This is a genomic window from Klebsiella aerogenes (assembly GCA_029027985.1).
Classification (GTDB): domain Bacteria; phylum Pseudomonadota; class Gammaproteobacteria; order Enterobacterales; family Enterobacteriaceae; genus Klebsiella; species Klebsiella aerogenes_A.
In genome coordinates, this window is record CP119076.1 from 4,846,965 (window position 1) to 4,866,037 (window position 19,073).

A 19,073-nucleotide genomic window follows, 5' to 3' on the forward strand; every position below is an offset into this window, starting at 1 on the left:
CACGAACCCCTGTTAATATATACAGAGTTACTGGTGATTATATCAGCGAGGTCAGAGATGCCAACCGTGAAATTTCGATATGCGGCAGCAAGCGGCTATCGGCGGTTTTCATCAGCGAGGCGCCCTGCGGCTTGATCCAGCAGGCCTGCATCCCGCAGCGAATAGCGCCGGCGACGTCGGTGGTCAGGTCATCGCCGACGTGAAGAATATGCTCAAGCGGCAGATCCAGACGCTCCGCCGCCAGATGGTACATATCGGCAAACGGTTTGGAGCGGCCATCCGGGCCCGCGCGCAGCACGAAGCGGAAATAGTCGCTCAACCCGAACTGCTCGGGCTGAGCGTTACCATTAGTGATCGCCACCAGCGGCCACTTCTGCGCCAGCTTAGCCAGCGTATCGTGGGTTTCCTGCGGGACATCGACGCGGCTGCGCCAGTGGGCGAAATTTTCCATCGCCGCATCGGCGCCCGCTTTCGCCTGGGCGGCGGAAAGCCCGGCGTCGCGCATCCCCAGTTCCAGCGCGCGGTGGCGCCAGACGGTGACGTCGTGATAAATCTCAGGCTCGGAGGCCAACAGCGTCTGGCGCAGCCGGTTGAGATCGCTGGCATCAAACTGGCTCAACGCAGGATGGTAATGGCGCACAAACGCCAACGATTCGTGCATCGTCCGGTCAATCACCGGGCGGTTATCATAAAGGGTATCGTCCAGGTCGAACGTCAATGCTGAGATCGGGCCCAGAGGTCGGTAAAAACGCATTATTTCCCCCGTTTAGCGCGCGGATGCGCGGCGTCGTACACCGAGGCAAGGTGTTGAAAATCGAGATGGGTATAGATTTGGGTGGTGGAAAGATTGGCATGGCCCAGTAGCTCCTGCACACCGCGTAGATCGCCGCTCGACTCCAGCATATGGGTGGCGAAGGAGTGGCGTAGCTTATGCGGATGCACGTGGCTATTCAGCCCCTGTTTAATGCCCCACTCGGCAAAACGCTTCTGCACGTTACGCGCGGAAATACGCTTCCCCAGCTTCGACAAGAACAGGGCGTCGTCATCGGTACCGAACAGGCCGCGTAAATCCAGCCAGTGTTCGATCCACGCGACCGCATTGCGGCCGATCGGCAGGCGGCGCTCTTTGCTGCCTTTGCCCATCACCCACACTTCCCCTGACTCAAGATCAAGGTGCTTAATATCAAGGTTAACCAGCTCAGAGAGACGCAGCCCCGCGCCGTACATCACTTCCAGCATCGCCCGGTCGCGTACCGCCAGCGGGTCGTTGAGGTCGATGTCCAGTAGCCGGTTGACATCATCGACGTCGATATTTTTCGGCAAGTGGCGGGGAATTTTCGGCGCGGCAATCCCTTTCGCCGGGTTGGCGCTCAGCTCGCCCTGGCTGACCATCCAGTCAAAGAAACTACGTAGGGCGGAAAGTCGTAACGCCAGGCTCGCCGGGCCTAAACCCGCGCGGCGGCTGCGTACCGCAAAACTGCGTACCTGGGCGGCGTCGCACTGCTGCCAGCTTTTCAACCCGGCATCATCCGCCAGCGCAATCAGCGCCTCCAGCTGCCGCTGGTAGTTAACCAGCGTAATCGGGCTAAGCTGGCGCTCAACGCCGAGGTAGCGCAGGAAGCGATCGACGCAGGCGAACAGCGGGGAATCGGTCATGCGCGTTCAATCCAGCGCTCCAGCAAACCGGGCAGCATGCGCGCGATTTCCTGCAGTAGCTGCGTCCCCTGGCCTTGCTGATAATGTTGCGGATCGCGGCTGCTGAAAAACATCACCCCTGGGGCATCGTCATCGCCCAGCAGCGACATCGCCACCGAACCAATAGCTTTCGCCTCCGGCAACACCACCAGCAATTCTGGCCCATTAAGCGGCCCAAGATAGTGTCGTTCCTGGCCCAGCCGCTGAATGCGGATGGGTTCAAACGCCTGCCGGCTCAGCGCCAGATGGGTAAATTTAGACGGCGCGCCAAGATGCCAGCTGTCCGGGAACAGGCGCACCGTCGCGCCCGCCAGGCCAAGCTCACGCGCCCAGCGATGAAAACGATTGAGCATTTCATCCAGACTATCGGCCGACGCCAGACGCGTCTGCAGATGAAACAGGCGCTGAAACAGGCTTTGATTCGCCGTCGCCTGTTCCATCAGCAGCGTCATGTTTTCTTCCAGCACGTTGATATGGTTACGCGCCCGCAGCATGTGCCACTCCACCAGCGAAATGGTACCGCGCACCGGATGCGGGACGCGGATATGTTCTACCTGCGTCGCATTACGAATAAAGAACTCAGGATTTTGCAGCAGATAATCTACTACCGCGCTATCGTCCAGCGCAGTGGCGAGTTCCTGCTGTTCTTCCCCGATCTGTTTCATAGATGAATAAATCCGTCGTAGACGTGTGCCGCCGGGCCAGTCATAAACAACGGTTGACCCGGACCTTTCCAGGCGATGTCGAGACGCCCGCCTGGTAATTCCACGCGTACCTCTTCGGCAAGCAAGCCCTGTTGGATACCTACCGCCACCGCCGCACAGGCACCGCTGCCGCAGGCCTGCGTTTCGCCTGCGCCGCGTTCATAGACGCGCAGACGAATATGGGAGCGTTCCACCACCTGCATAAAGCCGATATTGGCGCGTTCCGGAAAACGTTCGTGGCTTTCCATCACCGGGCCGAGCGTTTCGACCGCCGCGGTGTCCACACTGTCGACCTGAATCACGCAGTGCGGGTTGCCCATCGAGACGACGCCACACAATACTGTCTGTTCAGCCGCACGCATAATATAGGTCTTTTCCGCTTTGTTAGCGCGGAACGGGACCTGGGACGGCTCAAAGTTCGGCTCGCCCATGTTAACGCGCACCAGATCATCTTCCGTTACGCTTAATACCATACGACCGTTGGCCGTGCTCACGCGGATATCACGTTTATTGGTCAGGCCTTTTAAACGGACAAAGCGGGCAAAGCAGCGTGCGCCATTGCCGCACTGCGAAACTTCGCTACCATCAGCATTAAAGATACGGTAGTGGAAGTCCAAATCGGGATCGTACGGCGGTTCAACAACCAATAGTTGATCGAAGCCGACCCCAAGATGTCGATCCGCCAGGCGACGAATCAGCTCTGGTGAAAAGAAAACATTCTGCGTTACCGCATCAACAACCATGAAGTCGTTGCCAAGGCCATGCATTTTAGAGAACTGCATTATCTACTCCAATTGCGCGGAACAGAACGTGATCGTTAATAATTAACCTGAGTCGGGCCGCCATTATCGCCGCGATCGTTACGATCTGGCGTTGAGCTCTGAATGCCAGGATTCACCGGTTTGGTCGGCGGCGGTGCGGTTTTGTCTGCCGGCGGGAAATACAGCGGCCCTTTCAAGCCACAGCCGGTCAGGCTGAAGATTGCAAACAGAACGGCAAGCGTGGGTAAAACGTTTTTCATTGATAGTTGCCCATGATTCATTCGTTACTGCTTTCTATCATCGCAGGAGAAGACGTAAAAGCAAGCGTTTAGCATCCGACTGCGCGCGCTTTTGTTTCGCGCTATACTGCGGCCATCTTCAAAAATCATAAAAGCAGAATATAACTATGAACGACAGTGAATTCCATCGCCTGGCTGATAGCCTGTGGATGACCATCGAAGAACGTCTGGACGACTGGGACGGCGACAGCGATATCGACTGCGAAATCAACGGCGGCGTGCTGACCATCAGTTTTGAGAACGGCAGCAAAATCATCATTAACCGTCAGGAGCCGCTGCATCAGGTGTGGTTGGCGACCAAGCAAGGCGGCTACCATTTCGATCTGAAGGGCGACGAGTGGATTTGCGATCGCAGCGGCGAGCGCTTCTGGGATCTGCTGGAGCAGGCGGCGAGCCATCAGGCTGGCGAAGCGGTAAGCTTCCGTTAATCACCTGTTTCCCGGATGACGGCGCATCGCGCCTTATCCGGGCTACCCAAACCTAAGAGTAGCGCTGCTGTAACACCGGCGACGCGACCGCTTCCTGGCCTGTCGGCACTGCGGCGGCAATCGCCTGGCTACGGAATGGAATCACCTGCGTACGCCCGTCGACATCGACAATCTGATAGAACTGCGGCAGGTTGAAGTTGATAAAGCTTGAGCCGTAGGTAAAGCGATCGTGTGATGACGAATAGAAGCGGCTGACGTCGCGCACCAGCTCCTCTTTGCTTCCCTCACAGTGGTGATAAACCTCAGCACGGTTGCTTTCATCAAGAATGTAGATGTTAAAGCCGCTGTCGTTATCATCCGCATCCTCAAAGAAGAATTGAATAATCCCTTCGCTGGCGAAACCATCTACTACCGCAGGTAGCTTAACGTGGTTGGTTTCGACCTGCACCGACAGACCGTGGAGTTTGTTATGCGAAATCGCGCCGTAGAACTCAATGGCGTTTTCCAGCTTCTGCACTGAAACATTAAGACGTTCAAAGAACAGGCCCCATGTCTGGCCGGAGACGCGCAGCGCTTTAAAGCGCCCGGTATCCTGACGGGTACTGGAGAGGCGCAGTTCAATGCACTCAGAGACCATCTGCTGCACGCGAGTACGGATCAGGCCGCGCAGGTGTTGGCTATAGCAGAACACTTCGACGCTATCCGGCGGCGCGGCGTCCTGGTGCATTTTGCCGAGAATGGTTTTTAGCGCCTCGATCATCGCCTGCTCGCCGTTAAAGTGCAGGGTACGCACTTCATTCCACGAGTTGCGATACAGCAGATCAACACTGCCAATCAGGCATTTTTGTTCTTCACCGAAGCTGAAAACATCCAGCTTGCGGAAATCGAAGTGCACGACCTGATTGCGGAAAGCCGCCGTCGGGTCATATTCGAGATTGACGATAATCGCCAGATGGCGAATTTCGCACGGGCTGTACAGCGCTTTTGGCGTCGGCGCCGGTAGGCGTAACGGGAAGTGGTGCGACACATCGGCCACCATCTCCTGCAGCTTCGCCAAATCGACAATGCCGTTGCCCTTAATAAACAGGCGGGTGCGTGAGGTCAGCAGGCCGTTAAACCAGGCCCAGGCCACCAACTTATTAAGGTAACGGTTATATTCCAGCGGCTGATGGCTGATAATCGATTCCATATCCGGCGCGCGATTATACAAATACCAACCGGTACGGTTGGCGCGGCCCGGCGGCACATGGATAAAGGTCAGGTTCGGTTCCGACAGATCCGGCGAAATTTGCGGGTTGACCAGCGTAACCTTGCCCGGCAGCGCTTCAAAAGCGGCGTACAGCTTACGCGTCAACACGCCGATATCCTGCGGGCTGGCGGAGACGCTGAGGTTATTGCGCCGCGCGAAACGAATCAGATTACGATAGCTCTGCATCATGGCATCGAGCAGTTCGTTATGCGCCTTGCGCACTTCGTCGATTTTCCAGTTAGCGCGGTTGTCGAGCATCATCAGACGCTTTTCATCCCAGCCCCACTCTTTCACCAGCTGGCTGACGACTTCACGCCGCCAGCCCACGCAGGCGCGTTCGCGGCTGAGTTTTTCACACACTTTCAGGTAGAAGCAGCGACGTACCAGATCAAGGCGGGTGTCGTCTTCGATGGCCTGCAGATAGGCGGTTACGCGCTCCAGCATCATGCAGTACGGGTCGAGACCGAATGAGACGATCTCGCCGTCATGCAGGCGCTGTTTAATGTCTTTTGCCAACAGGCGGTTGTTGGGATATTCCCAGGAGTAGGCTTCCAGCAGCAGCGTTTTCAGCACCGCTTTATACGGGGAGTCGATACTCTTATACAGCTGCCACAGGCTGGCGCCGAAGTACTCTTCCGCCGATAGCGAACTCAGGCCGCCCAGATCGAGCCACTCGTTTGGCGTCAGCACGCCCTGCGCGTACAGCCCCATCACGTAATCGTCGTAATGATCTTCTTCGTCGCACGGCACCATATTCCACAGAATACGTTTCCCGGCGAGGCGCACGGCGGTACGGTAGAACTCATCAAGCAATAAAATATGCTGGGTCGAACCGCAGTCTTCGCCGCCGAGACTGCCGCTTTCGTTATGACGGAAGCGGTTTTCATCAATCAGGAAGAAGCTAACCTCGACGCCGAGCGATGCCGCCCAGCTTTCAAGCAGGCTGCATTTACGCTGCAGCAGCTGGCGCTCTTCGGTATCCAGCCAGGCCTGGTGGCACACCCAGATATCGAGATCGGAAGAACAGCTTTGCCCAACGGAGGAGGTACTGCCCATCGAATAGACGCCGGTAATCGGCAGCTCGCCTTTCGGCGGCTCCTGCGTCAGCAGGCCACGATGCAGCTCAAGTTCGTCAAGGTAGTGGCGTTGGGTTTCATCAGGCGTGTAGAGGCAAATGCCGCGGGGAACGTTACCGTCAAGGTAACCCGGCATCAGCGGGTGATGATAATGTAGTAATGTCGGCAGAAGACTGTAAACCTGCTGGAAAGCGGGTCCCATGGCAGCAAGCGCGCGATCCACGCGCAGTTGGTTGATGGCATCCAGTCTCTGTTTCAGTGTCTCAATATAGAGGTACAAGACATATCGCCTGATGTTCAAAAATCCGACGTACAATAGTACGGAGGATTTCAGTATTTCAACAAGAACCGTCACCATTCGTCATCGGTGTGGTTGTGATGGACTGCTCACTGACAAATGGTTTAAAACGTGATCAATTTAACACCTTGCGGATTGACCGTAAAGAAAGATGCGCTACATACAAGTGTAGCACCGTTTGCCGGGTGTAAATTCCCCACTACGCTTGCGGCAACCGTACTCGCATGAAACGTTAAAAGACGTCATGCCGGAATCCCACATTAACCGTGAAACTAACATCCATAAAGCAACAATGTTAGGATGGCTCGTGGTCGACAATGACGGTAACAAGCATGTTAGACAAAGTTTTGAGAATTGCCACACGGCAAAGCCCGCTTGCGCTATGGCAGGCACATTATGTGAAAGAGCGTCTGGAGTCCTGTCATCCGGGGCTTGCCGTTGAGCTGGTGCCAATGGTCACCCGCGGCGACGTGCTTCTTGACACGCCCCTGGCGAAGGTGGGCGGCAAGGGCTTATTTGTGAAAGAGTTAGAGCTCGCCATGATCGAAGGGCGCGCCGATATCGCCGTTCATTCGATGAAAGATGTTCCGGTCGAATTCCCCGAGGGCCTGGGGCTGGTCACCATCTGCGAGCGTGAAGATCCGCGCGACGCGTTTGTGTCCAACCGCTATGCCTCTATTGATGAACTGCCGGCTGGCAGCATCGTTGGCACGTCAAGTTTACGCCGCCAATGCCAGCTGGCCGCCGAACGTCCGGACCTGGTGATCCGCTCCCTGCGCGGCAACGTCGGTACCCGGCTGGGTAAACTCGATAACGGCGAATATGACGCCATTATCCTTGCCGCCGCCGGGCTCAAGCGCCTGAAGCTGGAAGCGCGCATTCGTCAGCCGCTGTCGCCTGAGCAGTCTCTGCCGGCGGTCGGCCAGGGCGCGGTAGGTATCGAATGCCGCCTCGACGACGAATGGACCCAGGCGCTGCTGGCACCGCTTAACCATGCAGAAACCGCCGTGCGCGTGCGCGCTGAGCGGGCGATGAATACCCGCCTCGAGGGCGGCTGCCAGGTACCGATCGGCAGCTATGCCGAACTGAACAACGGCGAGCTGTGGCTACGGGCGCTGGTTGGCGCGCCGGATGGCTCACAAGTCGTGCGTGGCGAGCGCCGCGGACGCCCGGAAGAAGCGGAGACGCTGGGCGTATCGTTGGCGGAAGAGTTACTGGATAACGGCGCTCGCGAGATCCTCGCGGCGGTTTATGATGGAGAAGCCCCGCGATGAGTATCCTGGTCACCCGTCCGCTACCGCAAGGTGAAGAGCTAGTCAGCCGCCTGCGCGCGCTGGGACGCGTGGCCTGGAGCTTTCCGCTCATTGAATTCACGCCCGGGCGCGAGCTGGCAGCGCTGCCGCGCCAGTTGGCTGAATTAGGCGCGAACGATCTACTGTTCGCGCTCTCGCAGCATGCGGTAGAGTTCGCCCATGCTCGTCTGCTGCAGGAGGGCAAATGCTGGCCTTCCACCCCCGCCTATTTCGCTATTGGCCGCACGACGGCGCTGGCCCTGCATACGGTCAGCGGACAAAACATCCGTTACCCGTTAGATCGGGAAATCAGCGAAGTCTTGCTACAATTACCTGAATTACAAAACATTGCGGGCAAGAAAGCCCTGATTCTGCGTGGCAACGGCGGGCGGGAATTATTAGGCACCACGCTGCGTGAACGCGGTGCCGAGGTAACATTTTGTGAATGTTATCAACGTTGTGCGAAGTACTATGATGGTGCGGAAGAGGCGATGCGCTGGCAGTCTCGCGGGGTCACCACTCTGGTGGTCACCAGCGGTGAGATGCTGCAGCAGCTGTGGTCGTTAATACCCCAGTGGTATCGCGAACGATGGCTCCTGCGCTGTAGCCTTGTCGTTGTCAGCGAACGTCTGGCCCTTCAGGCTCGGGAATTGGGCTGGCAGGATATTCAGGTTGCCGATAACGCCGACAACGATGCGCTGCTACGCGCATTACAATAACTCTCAACATTGGAAGCCATAATGACGGAACAACAAAATCAATCCGCCGTGGTTGAAGAGACCAGGGAGGCCGTGGAAACCACACCACAGCCAGAGAACAATGATAAGAAAAAGGCCGGCAACAAAACCAGCCTGACGCTCAGCGCAATCGCCATCGCTATCGCGATTGCCGCAGGTATCGGCCTGTATGGCCTGAGCAAACAGCAAGCCTCGCGTCAAAACGAAACCAGCGCTGAATTATCAAACCAGGTCACCGCGTTGCAAAAAGCGCAGGACAGCCAAAAAAGCGAACTGGAAGGCATTATTAAACAGCAGGCTGACCAGTTAAGCGAAGCCAGACGCCAGCAGGAAACCCTGGCCAAAGCGCTTGATGAAGTACAGCAGAAAGTCGCCGTTATTTCAGGCAGCGACGCCAAAACCTGGTTGCTGGCGCAGGCGGATTTCCTGGTCAAGCTGGCGGGACGTAAGCTGTGGAGCGATCAAGATGTCACTACCGCCGCCGCACTGCTCAAAAGCGCCGACGCCAGTCTTGCCGACATGAACGACCCAAGCCTGATCGGCGCGCGCCGCGCCATCACGGATGACATCGCCGCGCTGTCGGCGGTAAGCCAGGTGGATTACGACGGCATTATCCTCAAGGTCAATCAGCTCGCGAACCAAATCGACAACCTGCGTCTGGCAGATAATAACGATGACGATTCCCCGATGGATGCCGATAGTGCTGAGCTTTCCAGCTCCATCGGCGAATGGCGCGTTAACCTGCAGAAAAGCTGGCAGAGTTTTATGGACAGCTTTATTACCGTGCGTCGTCGCGACGAAACGGCAGTGCCGCTGCTGGCGCCGAATCAGGACGTCTATCTGCGCGAAAATATCCGCTCCCGCCTGCTGGTTGCCGCTCAAGCGGTACCGCGCCATCAGGAAGAAACCTACAAACAGGCGTTGGAAAACGTCTCCACCTGGGTTCGCGCTTATTACGATACTGAAGACGCCACCACTAAAGCGTTCCTGGAAGAGGTGGATAAACTCAGCCAGCAGAGTATTACCATGAGCGTGCCGGAAACGCTGCAAAGCCAAAGCCTGCTTGAAAAATTAATGCAAACGCGCGTGCGCAACTTGATGGCGCAGCCTGCTGCCGCTGCCACTCCGACGCCTGAACCCGCACCGACCGCGCCAGCCCCTGCGCCGCAAGGAGAATAACGATGCTGAAAATTCTCCTGCTTTTCGCACTGCTGATCGCCGGGATCGTCGTCGGTCCCATGATCGCCGGTCATCAGGGTTATGTCCTGATCCAGACCGATAACTACAATATCGAAACCAGCGTGACCGGTCTGGTGATCATTATGATCCTCACGATGGTGGTGCTGTTCGCCGTCGAATGGCTGCTGCGCCGTATTTTCCGTACCGGCGCGCATACCCGCGGCTGGTTCGTCGGTCGTAAACGCCGCCGCGCCCGTAAGCAAACCGAGCTGGCGCTGTTAAAACTGGCGGAAGGCGACTACCAACAGGTTGAGAAGCTGATGGCGAAAAATGCCGATCACGCGGAACAACCGGTAGTGAACTATCTGCTGGCGGCGGAAGCGGCCCAGCAGCGCGGCGATGAAACCCGCGCTAATCAACACCTTGATCGTGCTGCCGAACTGGCTGGCGATGACCTGATTCCGGTTGAAATCACCCGCGTGCGTCTACAACTGTCGCGTAACGAAAACCACGCCGCCCGCCACGGTATCGACAAGCTGCTGGAAGTGACTCCGCGCCATCCGGAGGTGTTGCGCCTTGCCGAGCAGGCCTACACTCGTACCGGCGCCTGGAATTCACTGCTGGATATCATTCCTTCGATGGCCAAGGCCAATGTCGGTGATGAAGAGCATCGCACCTCACTGGAACAGCTGGCGTGGATTGGACTGATGGATAAAGCGCTGGCCGATGGCGGCAGCGAAGGGCTGCGCGAATGGTGGCGCAACCAGAGCCGTAAAACGCGCGCGCTGGTACAGCTACAGGTGGCAATGGCCGAGCGGCTGATCGAGAGCGACGATCACGATACCGCGCAGCAGATTATTATCGACGGCCTGAAGAAACAGTATGACGACCGTCTGGTGATGCCGATCCCGCGTCTGAAGACCAATAACCCGGAGCAGTTGGAAAAAGTGCTGCGCCAGCAGATCAAAACTGTTGGTGACCGTCCTTTGCTGTGGAGCACACTGGGACAGTCGCTGATGCGCCACGGTGAATGGCAGGAGGCCAGCGTCGCCTTCCGCGCCGCGCTGAAACAACGTCCGGATGCCTTTGATTACGCGTGGCTGGCCGATGCGCTGGACCGTCTGCATCAACCGGAAGAAGCGGCAACCATGCGCCGTGATGGCTTGCTGTTGACGCTGCATAACAATCCTCAGCAGTAACCCACTCTGACTATCGCCTCGTCTGGGGCGATAGTCCTTTCCTCCTGCCAAAAGCAAATTATCACCGCCCTCCCCCTGAAAGAAAAAAACGCCTGCGCTGAAATCAGGGCAGGCGTTAAAACAGGTCTGTTTGACAACAAATTGGGTGCTTCACTCAACGTTATGTCCATGGTGTTTGATGAGGCATGTTAAATGCGACATCTGTCTGTGGACGATAAGCACCGTAAGAACGGCTCTGCATCATTCCTGGGTTTATGAGGCGCTAAGGCGAACATAAGAGATGGAATGAGCATCTACCTGGTTATTATCGCACAGGTTCTGGGGGGATTGCATCTATCGCAGCAATCAATTGGGAGTATTCCGGACAATCATTCGCAGGCGGGAAAGGTGTATTTTATCAGGGAGATCAGAGAGATGAAGAGAGTGATACCGACACAGAAAACAAAAAACCCCGCCGAAGCGGGGTTCAAAATTGGTCGGCGAGAGAGGATTCGAACCTCCGACCCACTGGTCCCAAACCAGTTGCGCTACCAAGCTGCGCTACTCGCCGAAATACTGCTTTTTGAATTTTTAGTTCAATTCTTTAAAGTCGTGGTGCGAGGGGGGGGACTTGAACCCCCACGTCCGTAAGAACACTAACACCTGAAGCTAGCGCGTCTACCAATTCCGCCACCTTCGCAATTCACAACTCTATCAAATAATGGGGTGGCTAATGGGATTCGAACCCACGACAACTGGAATCACAATCCAGGGCTCTACCAACTGAGCTATAGCCACCACAACAATTCTTTTACGCGGTATTAAAACCACCGCAGCTCCAGCACCGGGTAAATGGTGCGCCCGACAGGATTCGAACCTGAGACCTCTGCCTCCGGAGGGCAGCGCTCTATCCAGCTGAGCTACGGGCGCTTAGCGCCGTTGCGGGGGTGGATAATACGGACTTCCCCCCCCCCTGTCTAGTGCCTTTTTAAATAAAATTTCTATTTGCTCACAGTTTGCGCGCTTTGACGCTTATTCCGCCGTTTTATCGAGATTACCCCGTTTTCCAAGACCAAAAACCTTATAAATAAGGGTCACCAGCGCGAGGAAAATAATGCCGACAAAGAGCGACATCCGGGTTTCATCGTTAATTCCCATGCCGATCAGCACGCAAACGAGGAACGCCATCGTCAAATAGTTCGCCCACGGGAACAGTAGCGAACGGAAAGGGTGGCTGGCCATCGCCTGCTGATGCTCGCGACGAAAACGCAGCTGGCTAATCAGAATCACAAACCACGGTACCATTCCCGGTAGAACGCTGGCGCTATAGACGTAGACGAATACACGCTGCGGATTAGGAATAATGTAGTTCAGGCACGAACCAATCAGCAAAATACCAATCGACAGCGCGACGCCAGCTACCGGTACGCCCTGACGCGACACTTTGGCCATGGCTGCCGGCAGTTGGCGGTTTCTCGCCAGCGCGTACAGCATACGCCCACAGCTATACATGCCGCTGTTACAGCCCGACAGCGCTGCAGTCAGTACCACAAAGTTGATGATCCCGGCCGCCGCGGTAATACCGATTTTGGCGAAGGTCAGGACAAACGGGCTACCGGTAGAGCCAATCTGGTTCCACGGGAAAATCGTGACGATAACGAAAATCGCCCCTACATAGAAAATCAGGATACGCCACAGCACCTTGCCAACCGCGCTGCGCAAGGTGACCTGCGGATTTTTCGCTTCCCCGGCGGTGATACCGATAAGCTCAACGCCTTGATAAGAGGCGACAACAATACACAGCGCCGTCAGGAACCCCTTCCAGCCTCCGGCAAAGAAACCGCCGTGTTCGGTCAGGTTGCCGAAACCAATGGACTGCCCGCCGTTACCGAAGCCAAAGAAGATAACGCCCAGACCGATGACAATCATCACGATAATGGTGGTGACTTTAATCATCGCAAACCAGAATTCGATCTCCCCATACAGGCGTACTGCCGCCAGGTTCGCCATCGCCACCAGCCCTACGGCGATAAGCGCCGGGATCCACTGCGCCATATCCGGGAACCAGAACTGCACATAGACCCCGATAGCGGTAATCTCCGATATTCCCACCGCCATCCACATAAACCAGTACGACCAGGCCGTGAGATAGCCAAAGAACGGGCTCATATAACGGTGTGCGTAAACGGCGAACGAGCCGGTTACCGGTTCGAGGAACAGCATTTCGCCCATCGAACGCATGATAAAGAAGACAAATAAACCCGCGATAATATACGCCAGCAGGACGGATGGTCCGGCCCACTTCAGCGTACTTGCCGCGCCCATGAATAACCCTACGCCAATCGTCCCGCCTAGCGCGATTAGCTCAATATGTCGGGCCTCCAGTCCACGCTGGAGTTCCGCTTTCTTCTCAGTCATAAAGCCTCTTGTGTTTGCTGTATTCCGGGTACTCCCGGTTATTGTTATTAAATGAAACCATAGCCTTGCCGACGCGCAGGTCTCCCCCGCGCGTATGAAGCCTGCGAATGGTTAATTAATTTTGCGGAAATGGCAAATAAAGTATCAGGCGAGTGAATACATTACACCGAATGTGTCGGTAATCTCGCCGGGTTACAGTGAAATATCAGAGCTTCCCGGAATAATGCCAACATAAATAGCGCAGCAGGCGAAGCTGTCGTGTAATCCGGCTCGGCTGCAGCAACAGACGATAAAACCACTCCAGGCCAAGGTTCTGCCAGAACTTCGGCGCCCGGTGCACATGGCCGGTGAAGACGTCGTAGGTCCCGCCAACGCCCATATACAGCGCCTGAGGATAAACCAACCGACAATCGCGCATCAGGATCTCCTGACGCGGCGATCCCATAGCCACGGTAACTATTTTCGCCCCGCTGTCGCGTACCCGCTCGAACACCAGCTGACGCTGGTCAGGAGTAAAATAGCCGTCCTGGCTGCCGACGATGTTCACATTCCAGCGTTCACGCAGCTTCACTTGCGTTTCCGCCAGCACTTCCGGCTTGCCGCCGATCAGAAATACCGGCGTCCCCTGAGCGCCCGCGCGTTCCATTAACGCTTCCCACAGATCGGCGCCAGCGACGCGCGACACCTGAGCCTGGGGATATTTTTTACGCAGTGAACGCACCACGCTGATGCCATCGGCATATTTAAATTCAGCCGCTTCGATCAGCGCTCGCACTTCCGGGTTGTCTTCCACCGCCAGCATTTTCTCGGCGTTGATCGCCACCAACGTCCCCTGACGCAGTTCGCCGTTGGCGAAGAGATAGTTAAGCGCATGCTGCATGTCGCGCCAGCCAATAAGCTGCAGCCCTCGCAGCGCATACTGCGGCGCGGAAGTGTTATCAGTCATGTTCATCCTTATCAGACCTGCGGTTGCGAAAGCGGCTTAACCCGCTTGTGAATCAATCCTGCGCTGTCCAGGAGCCAGTACAGCAATTTCGCCGCTAACAAGCAGATACCAAAGATCACGAGGAAAAACACCACGCGGGAGCCAAACGAGTCCAGCCCTTCTCGCGCCAGCACTATCATGTTGAAGATAGCGCCAAAACAGAAACTATGCAGGATAGCCGCCTTGTAGCGATTGCTTTCCTGATTACCCAGTTCATACAGCCAATCAAACCATTTAATAATAAGCCCTACCGCAACCGCGCCCAGCGGAACAAACCACACGCCGCCCATCACCACCAGCGAACCAATCAGCGTCGGCGAAATCGCCAGTCCTGAATGGTTGTTCAACACTTCCCAGGTAAAATAGTTGGCGGTGTTCAGCACCATCGTTGGACGACCATGCCACATCCAACTGGGGATAAACACGTAGAAGTCGCGGATCATTGGCGCCAGCCCCTGAAACTCGATCTTGTCGTAGTTCTGCAGCAGCAGCGCCAGGTTTTCCCACGGCGAGAAGGTATCGCGCGTAAGATAAAGGAAAGTATAAAACGCTTCATCGCCGCTCACGTTCATCCCATAGCGCTTCAACGCCAGCCAGAACATGCCGACAATCCCCAACACGCCCGCTGCCGCCAGCACCCACAAACTGATCCAGCCGCGAATAATCCCGATAAACAGGAAGATAGCGAAAGCGATAATGATATTGGCGCGAGTGCCGCCGACAATCGCGTAGGTCAGCAGCCCAAACGCCACGGTACTGACGAGGAAGAATAGCCACGCCTTATAATCCTGACGCAGGAAATAGACCACCAGCATCGCCGGAATAAAGAAATAGAAGAAGCGTTTCAACGCCACGCCGGACACTTCAGCGGAGAAAATCTGACTGTAAGAGTGGAGCTTGAACAGCAGGAAACCGTTATGGGCGAAGAAAATACCGACGCACAACAACGCCAGCCCCATCAGAATGCCCCAGGTGAGATGGGTTTCCACCCGGTTCATGGTAAACAGCGGACGACGCGGAACATCGCGCGATGCGGAGCGCAGACGCGTTTTATAAGTCACATAGTAGACCGCGTAGAAGCACACCGCGACCAGCAGCGTCTGCAACAAAATATCCGGTGGCGCCACGCTGACGTCAAAACGGAAGACCAGAATACTGGTCAGCGGAAAGCCGAAGAAGAACGTCAGCAGGAACAACAACGAAAAGAAGACGTTGAAGTTAAAACGCACGCGGCGGAACTCAAACCAGGTCGCGGTGGCGATAAACAACGTCGACAGTAACCAGACGACCAGTAACCCGCTAAATTGCATTAACGTCATGCTTGCACCTCCGCCGCCAGTTTCAGCGCCCGCTGCCAGCCAGCCAGATAGTTCGGGCGGAAGAAGGCGATGCGGCGCTTATCGACGTTCGCCAGCTGACGCTGCGCCTCACGCACCACACCGACGTCCAGCGTATCGCTGGTGAACAGCACCGGCACCTGTTGCTCGGTCATATCCTGCCAGAACGGGTTTTCGCGGTTGAGCACGCAGGGAACGCCCGCCTGAATCAGCAAACATAAGGTGCCAATCCCCTGCTGACGCGCAAACAGGAAATAACCCAGATCGCAGCGGCGCAACAGCGCCAGATAATCGTCAAATTCCAGTTTATCACTGAGGATCTGCAGGCGTTCGCCGCTAAACAGCACCGCACCGGCCTCGCGGACTTCCTTGATGTAGGCTTCGTTGTTGGCCGGATACCCCATTGGTACGATGACATTCACCGTATCACCAAACTGCTGATGAATCGCACGCAGCGCCGCCATATGTTCGTTGCTGCGATCGCCGGAGTTACCCACCAGAATCGTCAAGGTTTCGCCGCGCGGCGCATGATCGGCAAAGTTATTCAGTTCAGGATCCATGCGGGTCGGGAAGTAGAGCAGCTCCCCCGGCACTCGCGGATGATGGTTGGCAAACCAACTGAGATCGCCGCGGGTCGCGAAGACGCGCCCTACTCGCCCGTGCGCGATGCGGCGCAGCGGATAAAACAGGCGGAACTTCAGGCTGACGGCATTTTCATACAGATCCGCGCCCCAGATATGCCAGTTAAACTGCGACGGACGAATACCTCCGCTCAACAGCGCCAGCCACAAGCCGGTATTGAACTGACCGTGGAAGAAAAAACGCTGCTGGCGGTTGGCTTTGGCTTTAGCGATAACCGCCTGCGCCAGCGACTTTTTGCCCGGATAGCAGGTTATTTCCAGCGCCGGATACGCGTCGCGCATGCCTGTCGCATCACCAACGACCATAAATGTCCGGGCCTGCGCGTCGGCCGCCAGTTCGTCGTTAAAAAACCGGAGTACGGTCTGGTTGTGGTGCGGGATATCCGATCCCAGTACATGTATCAGTGCTGTCATGCCCGTTTACGCCAGAGTAAAAACACGCCACTACAAAGGGCGAAATAAACAATATAAGTAGCCATATACGCCTGCGCCGCGCCGATTGCGCCGTGCGCCGGGATAAGCCAATGTGAGAATGCGGTCAGCAAAGTGAACTGGCTGATTTCCGTCAGAATATAAAAACGCAACGACGCTTTGGCGATCACCAGATAACCATAAACATAAGCACCGACCTTTAACACATCTCCTACCAGCTGCCAGGCGAAGAGATCGCGCATCGCGGTAAAGCTCCCGGAAAACAGCAGCCAGATAGCAAAATCGCGCAACAGCCAGACCGTCAGGCTCGCTGCGGCGACCGCTGGCAGCACGAATTTCAACGACTTCGCAATCTCGCGAGTGATGTCCTTTTTAGCCGTTAGCCGCGACAGCGTGGGCAGCAGATACACGCTGAACGAGGCGGTAATAAACTGCAGGTAGGCATCCGAGATGCTACTCACCCCCTGCCAAATCCCTACCGCTTCCCAGCCGTAATGCGCCGCCAACAGATTACGCATCATCACATAGGCGACTGGCAATGTGACCGAGGTAATCAACGCCATCAGGGTAAATTTAGAGAGCTGCCCCGCAAGGCCGTTATCCCAGCGCGGGCGCAGCGCACGCAGTGGGATCACGCCGCGCCGCCATAAAACGATAGCCGCTGGCATCACCACCAGCGCCGGAACTAACGCCAGCCCCAGCAGCGCCCCTTGATAGCCGCCGAAATAATAACAAGCGTAATAGGCCACGACACCAATCAGGCTACCGGCAATCAGCGAAAACGCATTACCCGCCGCATCGCGAAAGCCTTTCATCAGCGCCAGCAGGAAATTCGCCCACGCGATCCCCATCTGCACCAGCGCCACCAGCCGTACCAGATTCTGGTAGTGCGTATGGCCGAACAGCCCCTGGCTTATTGGCGCAGCTGCCAGTAAAAAAACCAACGCCAGTAGCGTTGAAAAACCGAGCACCATCGCCGATGAGGTGCCCACCACCTGTTTCAGGCGCAGGGGATCGTCGTGATGCTGGGCGACCAGCTTAGTCACGCCGTTAAAAATGCCCGCGCCCGCCAGCACGCCAAGTACGGTGACCAGCTGGCGGAAGTTACCGGCTTGCCCAACGCCAGCGGGGCCAAATGAGACCGCCAGCAGTTTAACCACCAGCAAACCGGCGCCTATTTTGACTAAGGTAGACGCCGCGGTCCACAGCGATGCTTTTGCCAACGACATATCAGGAGAAGTAGCTCAGCAGTGAGTTAATCACCGTCCGTTGGTTTACCGCAGACAGGTTATAGAACAATGGCAAACGCAGAAGGCGCTCGCTCTCCTGAGTCGTATAACGATCCTCGCCATGGAACTCGCCGAACCGCTCACCTGCCGGGCAGCTATGCAGCGGGATGTAGTGGAATACCGCCAGAATTTCCGCCTCTTTCAGCCAGTTAATCAGCGCCCCTCGGTCGTTATTATCGCGCAGCTTAATATAAAACATGTGCGCATTGTGCCCGCAGTCGGCAGGGACGATAGGCAGCTCGATACGACCAGCGCGCGCCAGCGGCAGCAGCGCGTCATAATAGGTTTGCCATAACGTTAGACGCTGCTGGTTAATACGTTCCGCGGCTTCCAGTTGCGCCCACAGATAGGCGGCCTGCAGATCGGACATCAAATAGCTGGAGCCAATATCGCGCCAGGTGTACTTATCCACCAGACCGCGGAAAAATTGGCTACGGTTGGTGCCTTTTTCGCGAATGATCTCCGCGCGTTCCACCAGCTTAGGATCGTTGATAAGCGTCGCGCCGCCTTCACCGCCAGCGGTATAGTTTTTGGTTTCGTGGAAGCTAAAACAGCCGATATGGCCGATGGTGCCCAGCGCTCGTCCTTTGTAGGTTGACATCACGCCTTGCGCGGCATCTTCCACCACAAATAGCTTATATTTAGCGGCAAGCGCCATGATAACGTCCATCTCGCAAGCCACGCCCGCATAATGCACCGGAACGATCGCCCGCGTTTTATCGGTGATCGCCGCTTCAATCAGCGTTTCGTCAATATTCATCGTATCGCGGCGGATATCCACGAAGACGATTTCGGCGCCGCGCAGCACAAAGGCGTTAGCGGTAGAGACGAAGGTATAGCTGGGCATGATCACTTCATCGCCCGGTTGAATATCCAGCAACAGCGCCGCCATCTCCAGCGATGCGGTACAGGATGGCGTCAGCAGCGCCTTAGCGGTACCAAAGCGCTGTTCGAACCACTGCTGACAGCGACGGGTATAACCGCCGTCGCCGCACAGTTTGCCACTCCCCATCGCCGACTGCATGTAATCGAGTTCAGTCCCCACCACCGGCGGCGCGTTAAATGGAATCATCTT

At 56.3% G+C, this 19,073-nt stretch carries 17 protein-coding genes and 4 tRNA genes; 5 read left to right on the plus strand and 16 right to left on the minus strand.

What is annotated here, in order from left to right; genetic code table 11:
* Positions 1-37: 37 nt before the first annotated feature.
* Genes yigB through PYR66_22980 form a run of 5 tightly spaced genes read right to left on the minus strand, consistent with a single transcriptional unit; the run spans position 38 to position 3,420 of the window.
* Complete coding sequence (gene yigB, locus PYR66_22960) at positions 38-754, minus strand: 5-amino-6-(5-phospho-D-ribitylamino)uracil phosphatase YigB (GenBank protein ID WEF28079.1); 717 nt, start codon at positions 752-754, stop codon at positions 38-40.
* The gene (gene xerC, locus PYR66_22965) at positions 754-1,656 is read right to left on the minus strand and encodes a tyrosine recombinase XerC (GenBank protein WEF28080.1); all 903 of its coding nucleotides are present in this window, start codon (positions 1,654-1,656) and stop codon (positions 754-756) included. The genes yigB and xerC overlap by 1 nt, the downstream gene beginning before the upstream one ends.
* Positions 1,653-2,360, minus strand: a complete 708-nt coding sequence (locus PYR66_22970) for a DUF484 domain-containing protein (GenBank protein WEF28081.1) — start codon at positions 2,358-2,360, stop codon at positions 1,653-1,655. The genes xerC and PYR66_22970 overlap by 4 nt, the downstream gene beginning before the upstream one ends.
* Positions 2,357-3,181, minus strand: a complete 825-nt coding sequence (gene dapF / locus PYR66_22975) for a diaminopimelate epimerase (protein WEF28082.1) — start codon at positions 3,179-3,181, stop codon at positions 2,357-2,359. The genes PYR66_22970 and dapF overlap by 4 nt, the downstream gene beginning before the upstream one ends.
* 35 nt (positions 3,182-3,216) lie before the next feature.
* Complete coding sequence (locus PYR66_22980) at positions 3,217-3,420, minus strand: lipoprotein (protein ID WEF30532.1); 204 nt, start codon at positions 3,418-3,420, stop codon at positions 3,217-3,219.
* A 146-nt stretch (positions 3,421-3,566) separates the two neighbouring features.
* Between PYR66_22980 and cyaY the strand changes: the two genes are divergently transcribed.
* A complete protein-coding gene (cyaY, locus tag PYR66_22985; GenBank protein ID WEF28083.1) occupies positions 3,567-3,887 on the plus strand; it encodes an iron donor protein CyaY in 321 nt (106 codons plus the stop codon).
* Positions 3,888-3,939: 52 nt separating this feature from the next.
* Here the strand turns inward: cyaY and cyaA are convergent, their stop codons facing one another.
* Positions 3,940-6,492, minus strand: coding sequence for a class I adenylate cyclase (gene cyaA, locus PYR66_22990; GenBank protein ID WEF28084.1), 2,553 nt, complete (start codon positions 6,490-6,492; stop codon positions 3,940-3,942).
* Positions 6,493-6,842: 350 nt separating this feature from the next.
* On the opposite strand from cyaA, the gene hemC reads away from it, so the two are divergent.
* Genes hemC through hemY form a run of 4 tightly spaced genes read left to right on the plus strand, consistent with a single transcriptional unit; the run spans position 6,843 to position 10,917 of the window.
* Positions 6,843-7,784, plus strand: a complete 942-nt coding sequence (gene hemC / locus PYR66_22995; protein ID WEF28085.1) for a hydroxymethylbilane synthase — start codon at positions 6,843-6,845, stop codon at positions 7,782-7,784.
* A complete protein-coding gene (gene hemD / locus PYR66_23000) occupies positions 7,781-8,521 on the plus strand; it encodes a uroporphyrinogen-III synthase (protein WEF28086.1) in 741 nt (246 codons plus the stop codon). Before hemC ends, hemD begins: the two co-directional genes overlap by 4 nt.
* Before the next feature lie 21 nt (positions 8,522-8,542).
* On the plus strand, positions 8,543-9,718 hold the full coding sequence (gene hemX, locus PYR66_23005) for a uroporphyrinogen-III C-methyltransferase (protein WEF28087.1): 1,176 nt from the start codon (positions 8,543-8,545) through the stop codon (positions 9,716-9,718).
* Positions 9,719-9,720: 2 nt separating this feature from the next.
* A complete protein-coding gene (hemY, locus tag PYR66_23010) occupies positions 9,721-10,917 on the plus strand; it encodes a protoheme IX biogenesis protein HemY (protein WEF28088.1) in 1,197 nt (398 codons plus the stop codon).
* Positions 10,918-11,390: 473 nt separating this feature from the next.
* Here hemY and PYR66_23015 read toward each other — a convergent pair.
* The 10 genes from PYR66_23015 to rffA all read right to left on the minus strand — a co-directional run bounded on the left by PYR66_23015 (position 11,391) and on the right by rffA (position 19,070).
* Positions 11,391-11,467: transfer RNA gene (locus tag PYR66_23015), tRNA-Pro, on the minus strand.
* A 42-nt stretch (positions 11,468-11,509) separates the two neighbouring features.
* Positions 11,510-11,596 (minus strand) — tRNA-Leu (locus PYR66_23020).
* A 22-nt stretch (positions 11,597-11,618) separates the two neighbouring features.
* Positions 11,619-11,694, minus strand: a tRNA-His gene (locus PYR66_23025).
* A 55-nt stretch (positions 11,695-11,749) separates the two neighbouring features.
* A tRNA-Arg gene (locus PYR66_23030) sits at positions 11,750-11,826 on the minus strand.
* Between the two features lie 102 nt (positions 11,827-11,928).
* Positions 11,929-13,314 carry an amino acid permease gene (locus tag PYR66_23035; GenBank protein WEF28089.1) on the minus strand — a complete coding sequence of 462 codons (1,386 nt, stop codon included), beginning with the start codon at positions 13,312-13,314 and terminating at the stop codon, positions 11,929-11,931.
* 205 nt (positions 13,315-13,519) lie between these two features.
* The gene (gene wecG, locus PYR66_23040; GenBank protein WEF28090.1) at positions 13,520-14,260 is read right to left on the minus strand and encodes a lipopolysaccharide N-acetylmannosaminouronosyltransferase; all 741 of its coding nucleotides are present in this window, start codon (positions 14,258-14,260) and stop codon (positions 13,520-13,522) included.
* An 11-nt stretch (positions 14,261-14,271) separates the two neighbouring features.
* Positions 14,272-15,618 carry an ECA oligosaccharide polymerase gene (gene wzyE / locus PYR66_23045; protein ID WEF28091.1) on the minus strand — a complete coding sequence of 449 codons (1,347 nt, stop codon included), beginning with the start codon at positions 15,616-15,618 and terminating at the stop codon, positions 14,272-14,274.
* Positions 15,615-16,691, minus strand: coding sequence for a TDP-N-acetylfucosamine:lipid II N-acetylfucosaminyltransferase (locus PYR66_23050; GenBank protein WEF28092.1), 1,077 nt, complete (start codon positions 16,689-16,691; stop codon positions 15,615-15,617). Before PYR66_23050 ends, wzyE begins: the two co-directional genes overlap by 4 nt.
* Positions 16,688-17,938 (minus strand): lipid III flippase WzxE, encoded by a 1,251-nt coding sequence (gene wzxE / locus PYR66_23055; protein WEF28093.1) that lies wholly within the window; start codon positions 17,936-17,938, stop codon positions 16,688-16,690. Before wzxE ends, PYR66_23050 begins: the two co-directional genes overlap by 4 nt.
* 1 nt (position 17,939) lies before the next feature.
* On the minus strand, positions 17,940-19,070 hold the full coding sequence (rffA, locus tag PYR66_23060; protein ID WEF28094.1) for a dTDP-4-amino-4,6-dideoxygalactose transaminase: 1,131 nt from the start codon (positions 19,068-19,070) through the stop codon (positions 17,940-17,942).
* Positions 19,071-19,073 lie beyond the last annotated feature (3 nt).

Excerpts from the sequence above, each read along its gene's own strand:
- rffA (WEF28094.1), bottom strand. The coding sequence starts at position 19,070 with ATGATTCCATTTAACGCGCCGCCGGTGGTGGGGACTGAACTCGATTAC.
- PYR66_22980 (WEF30532.1), bottom strand. The coding sequence starts at position 3,420 with ATGAAAAACGTTTTACCCACGCTTGCCGTTCTGTTTGCAATCTTCAGC.
- hemC (WEF28085.1), top strand. The coding sequence starts at position 6,843 with ATGTTAGACAAAGTTTTGAGAATTGCCACACGGCAAAGCCCGCTTGCG.
- yigB (WEF28079.1), bottom strand. The coding sequence starts at position 754 with ATGCGTTTTTACCGACCTCTGGGCCCGATCTCAGCATTGACGTTCGAC.
- hemY (WEF28088.1), top strand. The coding sequence starts at position 9,721 with ATGCTGAAAATTCTCCTGCTTTTCGCACTGCTGATCGCCGGGATCGTC.
- wecG (WEF28090.1), bottom strand. The coding sequence starts at position 14,260 with ATGACTGATAACACTTCCGCGCCGCAGTATGCGCTGCGAGGGCTGCAG.
- wzyE (WEF28091.1), bottom strand. The coding sequence starts at position 15,618 with ATGACGTTAATGCAATTTAGCGGGTTACTGGTCGTCTGGTTACTGTCG.
- PYR66_23035 (WEF28089.1), bottom strand. The coding sequence starts at position 13,314 with ATGACTGAGAAGAAAGCGGAACTCCAGCGTGGACTGGAGGCCCGACAT.
- PYR66_22970 (WEF28081.1), bottom strand. The coding sequence starts at position 2,360 with ATGAAACAGATCGGGGAAGAACAGCAGGAACTCGCCACTGCGCTGGAC.
- PYR66_23050 (WEF28092.1), bottom strand. The coding sequence starts at position 16,691 with ATGACAGCACTGATACATGTACTGGGATCGGATATCCCGCACCACAAC.
- dapF (WEF28082.1), bottom strand. The coding sequence starts at position 3,181 with ATGCAGTTCTCTAAAATGCATGGCCTTGGCAACGACTTCATGGTTGTT.
- hemD (WEF28086.1), top strand. The coding sequence starts at position 7,781 with ATGAGTATCCTGGTCACCCGTCCGCTACCGCAAGGTGAAGAGCTAGTC.
- hemX (WEF28087.1), top strand. The coding sequence starts at position 8,543 with ATGACGGAACAACAAAATCAATCCGCCGTGGTTGAAGAGACCAGGGAG.
- xerC (WEF28080.1), bottom strand. The coding sequence starts at position 1,656 with ATGACCGATTCCCCGCTGTTCGCCTGCGTCGATCGCTTCCTGCGCTAC.
- cyaY (WEF28083.1), top strand. The coding sequence starts at position 3,567 with ATGAACGACAGTGAATTCCATCGCCTGGCTGATAGCCTGTGGATGACC.
- wzxE (WEF28093.1), bottom strand. The coding sequence starts at position 17,938 with ATGTCGTTGGCAAAAGCATCGCTGTGGACCGCGGCGTCTACCTTAGTC.